The organism is Endozoicomonas sp. SESOKO1 (genome assembly GCF_024606265.1).
Lineage (GTDB): Bacteria > Pseudomonadota > Gammaproteobacteria > Pseudomonadales > Endozoicomonadaceae > Endozoicomonas.
This window is the reverse complement of sequence record NZ_JAHHPP010000310.1, coordinates 63133-69477: the sequence shown is the minus strand read 5'-3', so window position 1 is coordinate 69477 and position 6345 is coordinate 63133. Positions and strand designations below refer to the sequence as shown.

The window sequence follows — 6345 nt, the reverse complement described above, 5'->3', positions numbered from 1 at the left end:
GCCCTCGCCGCCGGCGGCCACACCGTGGGTAAATGTCACGGTAACGGTAAAGCCGAGTTACTGGGCGAAGCGCCGGAAGGTGCGGAACTGGAAGACCAGGGCCTTGGCTGGCTCAACAAAACCAGCCGTGGCATTGGCCGAAATGCGGTGACTTCCGGCATTGAAGGCGCCTGGACCACCAACCCGACCCAGTGGGATAACGGCTACTTCCACCTGCTGTTCAAATACGACTGGGAACTGAAGAAGAGTCCGGCCGGTGCCTGGCAATATGAGCCCATTAACATTGCCGAAGAAGACAAGCCGGTGGATGTGGAAGACCCGTCCATCCGATATAACCCCATCATGACCGATGCGGATATGGCGCTGAAGGTGGACCCGGAATATCGCAAGATTTCCGAACGCTTCCGTGACGACCACGCCTACTTCTCCGACGTGTTTGCCCGTGCCTGGTTCAAGCTGACCCACCGGGACATGGGACCACAAGCCCGCTACATCGGCCCGGATGCACCACAGGAAGCCCTGATCTGGCAAGACCCGGTACCCGCCGGCAAGACCGATTACGATGTGGCTGCGGTCAAAGCCAGAATTGCCGCCAGCGGCCTGGGCAACAGTGACATGATCACTACGGCCTGGGACAGCGCCCGTACTTTCCGTGGCTCCGATAAGCGCGGTGGTGCCAACGGTGCCCGCATCCGTCTGGATTTCCAGAAGGATTGGGAAGGCAATGAACCTCAACGTCTGGAAAAAGTACTCTCAGTGCTGGAACCGATTGCTGCTGAAACCGGTGCCAGCGTGGCAGACGTGATTGTTCTGGCCGGCAATGTAGGTTTGGAAGCCTCCATCAAGGCCGCTGGTTTTGACATTAAGGTGCCTTTCGCCCCGGGCCGTGGCGATGCGACGCTGGAGCAGACGGATGTCAAGTCCTTCGAAGTGCTTGAACCTCTGCACGATGGCTTCCGCAACTGGCTGAAGCGGGATTACGTCGTCGCAGCGGAAGAGATGCTGCTGGACCGGGCGCAATTAATGGGACTCACCGCCCACGAAATGACAGCTCTGATCGGCGGTATGCGTGTTCTGGGCACTAACCATGGTGGCACCAGACACGGCGTCTTCACCGATCGCGAAGGTCAGTTAACCACCGACTTCTTCATTAACCTGGTGGACATGAACTACGCATGGAAACCGGCCGCTGATGGTCTCTATGAGATCCGGGATCGCAAGACCGATACCGTGAAGTGGACCGCTACCCGTGTTGACCTGGTGTTTGGTTCCAACTCAATTCTGCGCGCCTACGCCGAAGTGTATGCCCAGGACGATAATCAGGAAAAATTTGTCCGTGACTTTGTCGCAGCCTGGACCAAAGTGATGAATGCTGATCGCTTTGATCTGGCTTAATCGAAGCACACTGCCAAAACCCAGTACACACGCCGCATTAATTGCGGCGTGTTTTTTCATGGCTAATTTTCTTTTTTCTGCTCAACGTCGGCATGGTAAAGTTACAGGTCGGATAGATTACCCTCCCCATAAACGTTCAGGCCTATTGCGTCTGCAAAGCCCGGGGATACGACAGAACTTGAAGACCTGAAGCATCATTGGTGGACCACGGAGAGATCATGACCAACCCCTTTCGTTCAGTGAGCATGTCGGCCCTGCTGCTGTTAACCAGTCTGTTGACTGCCTGTGGCTTCCATCTGAGAGGAGAAATGAGTACTGCCAGTGAGATCAGCCAACTGTCCGTTACGGGTGATGATCCTGTCTATATAAACTACCTCTCCAGGGCCATGGAACGCAGTGGCATCAATATCAGCGGCCAGACGGCTCCATGGCAAATCCACATCGTCAGCGTCGAGCGCGATGTTGATCAACAGACCGTTGCCAGCGCCGGCTATTTTGAACAGAGAATTGCCATGAACGTGGTCTACCAGTTGCGGACCGCCTCTGGCCTGCCACTTTTCTCTCCGGTTCAGTTAACCCGTGAACGCTATATCACACAGAGCCAGGATGCGCCCAACGCGGCCGAATCAGAGCAATCGATTATCCTGTCTGAATTGCAACAGGAACTGATTGCCACCACCCTGCGCCGCATCCACAACCTCTCCCTGGCGGAGCTATCAGAGGAAGCCCGAAGGGTCAGGAATGCGGCAAAAGCGCCTGTAGAAAATAGTGAATCAAACCGGAACAGCCAACCTTGAAGCTTCGTATTGACCAACTGGGAGCACAGCTGAAAAAACAGCTGGCGCCTGTCTACATCGTCAGCGGTGATGAACCGTTTCAGGTTGCCCGGTGCTGTGACCAGATTCGCCAATATGCCAGGAACGCCGACTTTTCTGAACGCCATGTTTATCATGTGGAAAACGGATTTGACTGGGGGGATTTTCTCAGCACCGCTAACAGCCTGTCCCTGTTTGCCCAGAAGCAGATTCTTGAGCTGCGGATACCCAATGGCAAGCCCGGGGATGCGGGCAGTAAAGCGCTGCTGGAATACATCAGCCATCCCTCACCGGACAACCTGCTGCTGATGATAACGGACCGGCTGGATAATACCCTGCAGAAATCAAAATGGTTCAAGGCTCTGGAACCGGCTGGAGTGTTTATCCCCATCTGGCCAATCGAATCCGGACAGTTACCAAACTGGCTGGGTCAACAGCTCACCATGGATGGCTACCGGGCAACGCCGGATGCCCTGAACCTGATTGCCGAGCGTGTGGAAGGTAATCTTCTGGCGGCATCCCAGGAACTGGAAAAGCTCAAGCTTCTGGCAAGGGACAAAACCATTGATGAAGCTACTGTGCGAGAAGCGGTGTCGGACAGTGCACGATACGATGTCTTCCAGCTGCTGGATACCGCTCTGGAAGGCAGTATCAGGCAGAGTGTGCGCATCCTTGGCATTCTCAAAGGCGAAGGCATTGAGCCTCCGATCATCCTGTGGGCCCTGGCCAGGGAGATACGCCTGCTCAGCCATCTCAGCCGACAGCTATCCCGGGGGATTTCCAGCGATCTGGCGATTGAACAATCCGCCAAAGTGCTGGGGTTCGCTCCATTTATGCTAAAGCGCAGGAAGCCATTACTGGAAAAGGCCATTCGCCGGAGCAGCGAGCGAAACCTGCGTCAAATGCTGCTGTATTCAGGAAAGATTGATCGCTGCATCAAAGGGTTAGAGAAAGGTAACGCCTGGGATGAACTGCTCACCCTGACCCTGAACCTGGCAGGTTTACCTCCAATAGAAACTATTAGCTGACACCAGAAAGTGGCTCCTGCATCCATGCAGTCGTGCCACGGAACCTAATATGGTACGAACGGTCTAAAAATTAAAATAATGCTTAACGGACTATGCAGTATGAACAGACCTTTCCTATTTAAAAAGCCAACATTAAACGGCAAATTTTACTGGAATAACAACAATATTCCCAATATTCCCGGATACCTCATGAATTCTGACATCGAGAAGGCACTCGATGCCTTTCGCCAGATGGAGGAATTCCTGTACATTGAGTTCAATCAGGGTCGGCCTACTTATGTTTTTCTGATGGAAGACACCTACCCGCATACCCCCTACGATAAGGTAACGGTCGCCATTACCGACCGGGGGGATATGAAATATGTCTTTGTCTACAACGATCCCCGGCCAGAAGAGCGGTGGTGGATTGTTTACCAGCCCGTTAATGCCTCAGGGGAGCCCATCAGCACCGAACGATGTGTAGGCTGGTTTATTGATGAGTATGCTGCCCTGGATAAGGCCAGAGATGTGCTTTCCAAGCCGGACAGAACCAGCAAAGTGAATTAAAAGACCACCAGAAACATGGCAAGGCGTTATACTTTGCGACTCATACAACACACATAAAGTAGTAGTGCAATGACAGCATCTTCCTGGTTATCCATCCTGGCCATTTGCGTGCTTGGCGCCATCTCACCGGGTCCGAGTCTGGCTGCGGTAATGAAAAGCACCGTGCATGGTTCCAGAACCCACGGGCTGGTCACCTCGATTTCCCATGCACTGGGGATTGGCATTTATGCTTTTCTGGTGGCGGCGGGTATCGGCCTTGTGATCACTGAAACGCCCTGGCTCTTTAAGTTCATTACCTACGCAGGTTCTGCCTATCTGGCCTGGATGGGTTATAAGGCCATTACCGCATCATCGCCATTAATTAACGACCAGCGTCAGTTACAACAGCTGAGTCTGAAACAGGCGGCAATGGACGGCTTTCTGGTCTCTTTCCTGAACCCCAAGATTGCCATATTCTTCCTGGCGCTGTTCAGCCAGTTTGTCACGCCTGATTCGACAATAATGACCCAGATACTGATGGCATCCATTGCCACACTTTGCGATGGTGTCTGGTATTGCATGATTGCCTCAGTAGCAGGCCATGAAAAAGTGCTGCCAGCGCTACGAAAAAGAGCCACGCTAATCAACCGGCTGTGTGGCATCCTGCTGATTCTGGTGGCTCTTCGTATTCTGGTTATGTAATACCTTCAGTCAAAAAGACTCAAATCCCGAACGGCTCCCTTATCCGCACTGGTGACCATACGGGCATAAGCTTTCAGTGCCGTAGAGACCTTTCTGGGGCGGGATTTAACCGGCTTCCAGGCATATTTCCCCCTGGCTTCCATTGCTGCCCGTCGGGCGGCAAGCTGTTTTTCGGTCAATTGGACATTAATGCTGCGGCCGGGAATATCGATCCGAATGATATCCCCATTCTCTACCAGGCCAATGGCCCCACCGGCTGCGGCCTCAGGAGAAGCATGGCCAATGGACAGTCCGGAAGTCCCCCCGGAAAAGCGTCCATCCGTCAAAAGCGCACAGGCTTTACCCAGCCCTTTCGATTTCAGATAACTGGTCGGGTAGAGCATTTCCTGCATTCCCGGACCACCTTTTGGCCCTTCGTAGCGAACAATCACCACCTCTCCCGGCTTCACCCGGCCTTCAAGAATTTCGTTGACCGCGTCTTCCTGGCTTTCACAGATATGGGCCGGACCCTCGAAGACCAGGTTATCATCATCAACGCCGGAGGTTTTGACGACACAGCCATCAGCGGCAATGTTGCCATAAAGCACAGCAAGCCCCCCCTCAGTGCTGAAGGCATGTTCCAGTGAGCGAATGCAACCACCAGAGCGATCATCATCCAGCGTCTCCCAGCGATAATCCTGACTGAAGGCTTTTGTCGTACGAATACCGGCAGGGCCTGCCTTAAAGAACGTTTTTACCGACTCATCGCCGGTTTGGATAATATCCCAGCGAGCCAAGGCTTCGCCGACGGTGGCGCTGTGCACCGTGGGAATATCATTGTGCAACAGTCCGGCACGGTCCAGCTCACCGAGGATACCCATTACCCCACCCGCCCGGTGCACATCCTCCATATGGTATTTCGGGGTGTTTGGCGCCACCTTGCATAACTGGGGAATCCGGCGGGATAACTCGTCGATATTACGCAGGTCAAAAGGTATACCGCCTTCCTGGGCAGCCGCCAGCAGATGCAGGATGGTATTGGTCGATCCGCCCATGGCGATGTCCAGGCTCATGGCATTTTCAAACGCCTTGAAGCTGGCGATGGATCCTGGCAGTACACTTTCATCGTCGTTTTCATAATACCGCCGGGTGATATCAACAATGCGACGCGCTGCTTCCAGAAACAGCTGTTTACGGTCAGCGTGTGTAGCCAGCATGGAGCCATTGCCTGGCAGGGAAAGACCAAGCGCTTCCGTCAGACAGTTCATGGAGTTGGCGGTAAACATCCCTGAGCAGGAACCACAAGTCGGACAGGCTGAACGCTCATACTCGGCAACGGTTTCATCATCGGCATCTGAAGCGGCGATCACCATGGCATCGACGAGATCAAGCCCGTGCTGCGCCAGTTTGGTTTTACCCGCTTCCATTGGGCCACCGGACACGAAAACCACCGGGATATTCAGGCGCATGGCCGCCATCAACATGCCCGGGGTGATTTTGTCACAGTTGGAAATACAGACCAGCGCATCGGCTGTGTGGGCATTGACCATATATTCCACGGAGTCAGCGATGATGTCCCGGCTGGGCAGGGAATAGAGCATGCCATCGTGCCCCATGGCAATGCCATCATCCACGGCAATGGTGTTGAACTCTTTCGCCACACCACCATGCTTCTCAATCTCACGACAAACCAGCTGCCCCATGTCTTGCAAATGAACATGACCGGGCACGAACTGGGTAAATGAGTTAGCGACAGCGATAATGGGCTTGTTGAAATCCCCATCATTCATACCCGTTGCCCGCCATAATGCACGGGCTCCGGCCATATTACGGCCATGAGTTGATGTCCTGGAGCGATAGGCTGGCATGAAACTGTCCCTCTAACGGTCGATCGCAAATGG

At 53.9% G+C, this 6345-nt stretch carries 6 protein-coding genes; 5 read left to right on the top strand and 1 reads right to left on the bottom strand.

Features of this window, described 5'->3' with window-relative positions:
- The 5 genes from KDK13_RS13990 to KDK13_RS13970 form a co-directional block, all read left to right on the top strand.
- On the top strand, window positions 1–1395 hold a 1395-nt coding region (locus KDK13_RS13990), incomplete at its 5' end, for a peroxidase family protein (RefSeq protein WP_306671126.1).
- A 218-nt stretch (window positions 1396–1613) separates the two neighbouring features.
- A complete protein-coding gene (locus KDK13_RS13985; protein WP_257285584.1) occupies window positions 1614–2192 on the top strand; it encodes a hypothetical protein in 579 nt (192 codons plus the stop codon).
- The gene (gene holA, locus KDK13_RS13980) at window positions 2189–3238 is read left to right on the top strand and encodes a DNA polymerase III subunit delta (RefSeq protein ID WP_257285583.1); all 1050 of its coding nucleotides are present in this window, start codon (window positions 2189–2191) and stop codon (window positions 3236–3238) included. The genes KDK13_RS13985 and holA overlap by 4 nt, the downstream gene beginning before the upstream one ends.
- Before the next feature lie 99 nt (window positions 3239–3337).
- The gene (locus KDK13_RS13975; RefSeq protein ID WP_257285582.1) at window positions 3338–3784 is read left to right on the top strand and encodes a hypothetical protein; all 447 of its coding nucleotides are present in this window, start codon (window positions 3338–3340) and stop codon (window positions 3782–3784) included.
- 69 nt (window positions 3785–3853) lie between these two features.
- On the top strand, window positions 3854–4465 hold the full coding sequence (locus KDK13_RS13970; RefSeq protein ID WP_257285581.1) for a LysE family translocator: 612 nt from the start codon (window positions 3854–3856) through the stop codon (window positions 4463–4465).
- Between the two features lie 5 nt (window positions 4466–4470).
- On the opposite strand, the gene ilvD is transcribed toward KDK13_RS13970, so the two are convergent.
- Window positions 4471–6312 carry a dihydroxy-acid dehydratase gene (gene ilvD, locus KDK13_RS13965; RefSeq protein ID WP_257285580.1) on the bottom strand — a complete coding sequence of 614 codons (1842 nt, stop codon included), beginning with the start codon at window positions 6310–6312 and terminating at the stop codon, window positions 4471–4473.
- Window positions 6313–6345: the final 33 nt, after the last annotated feature.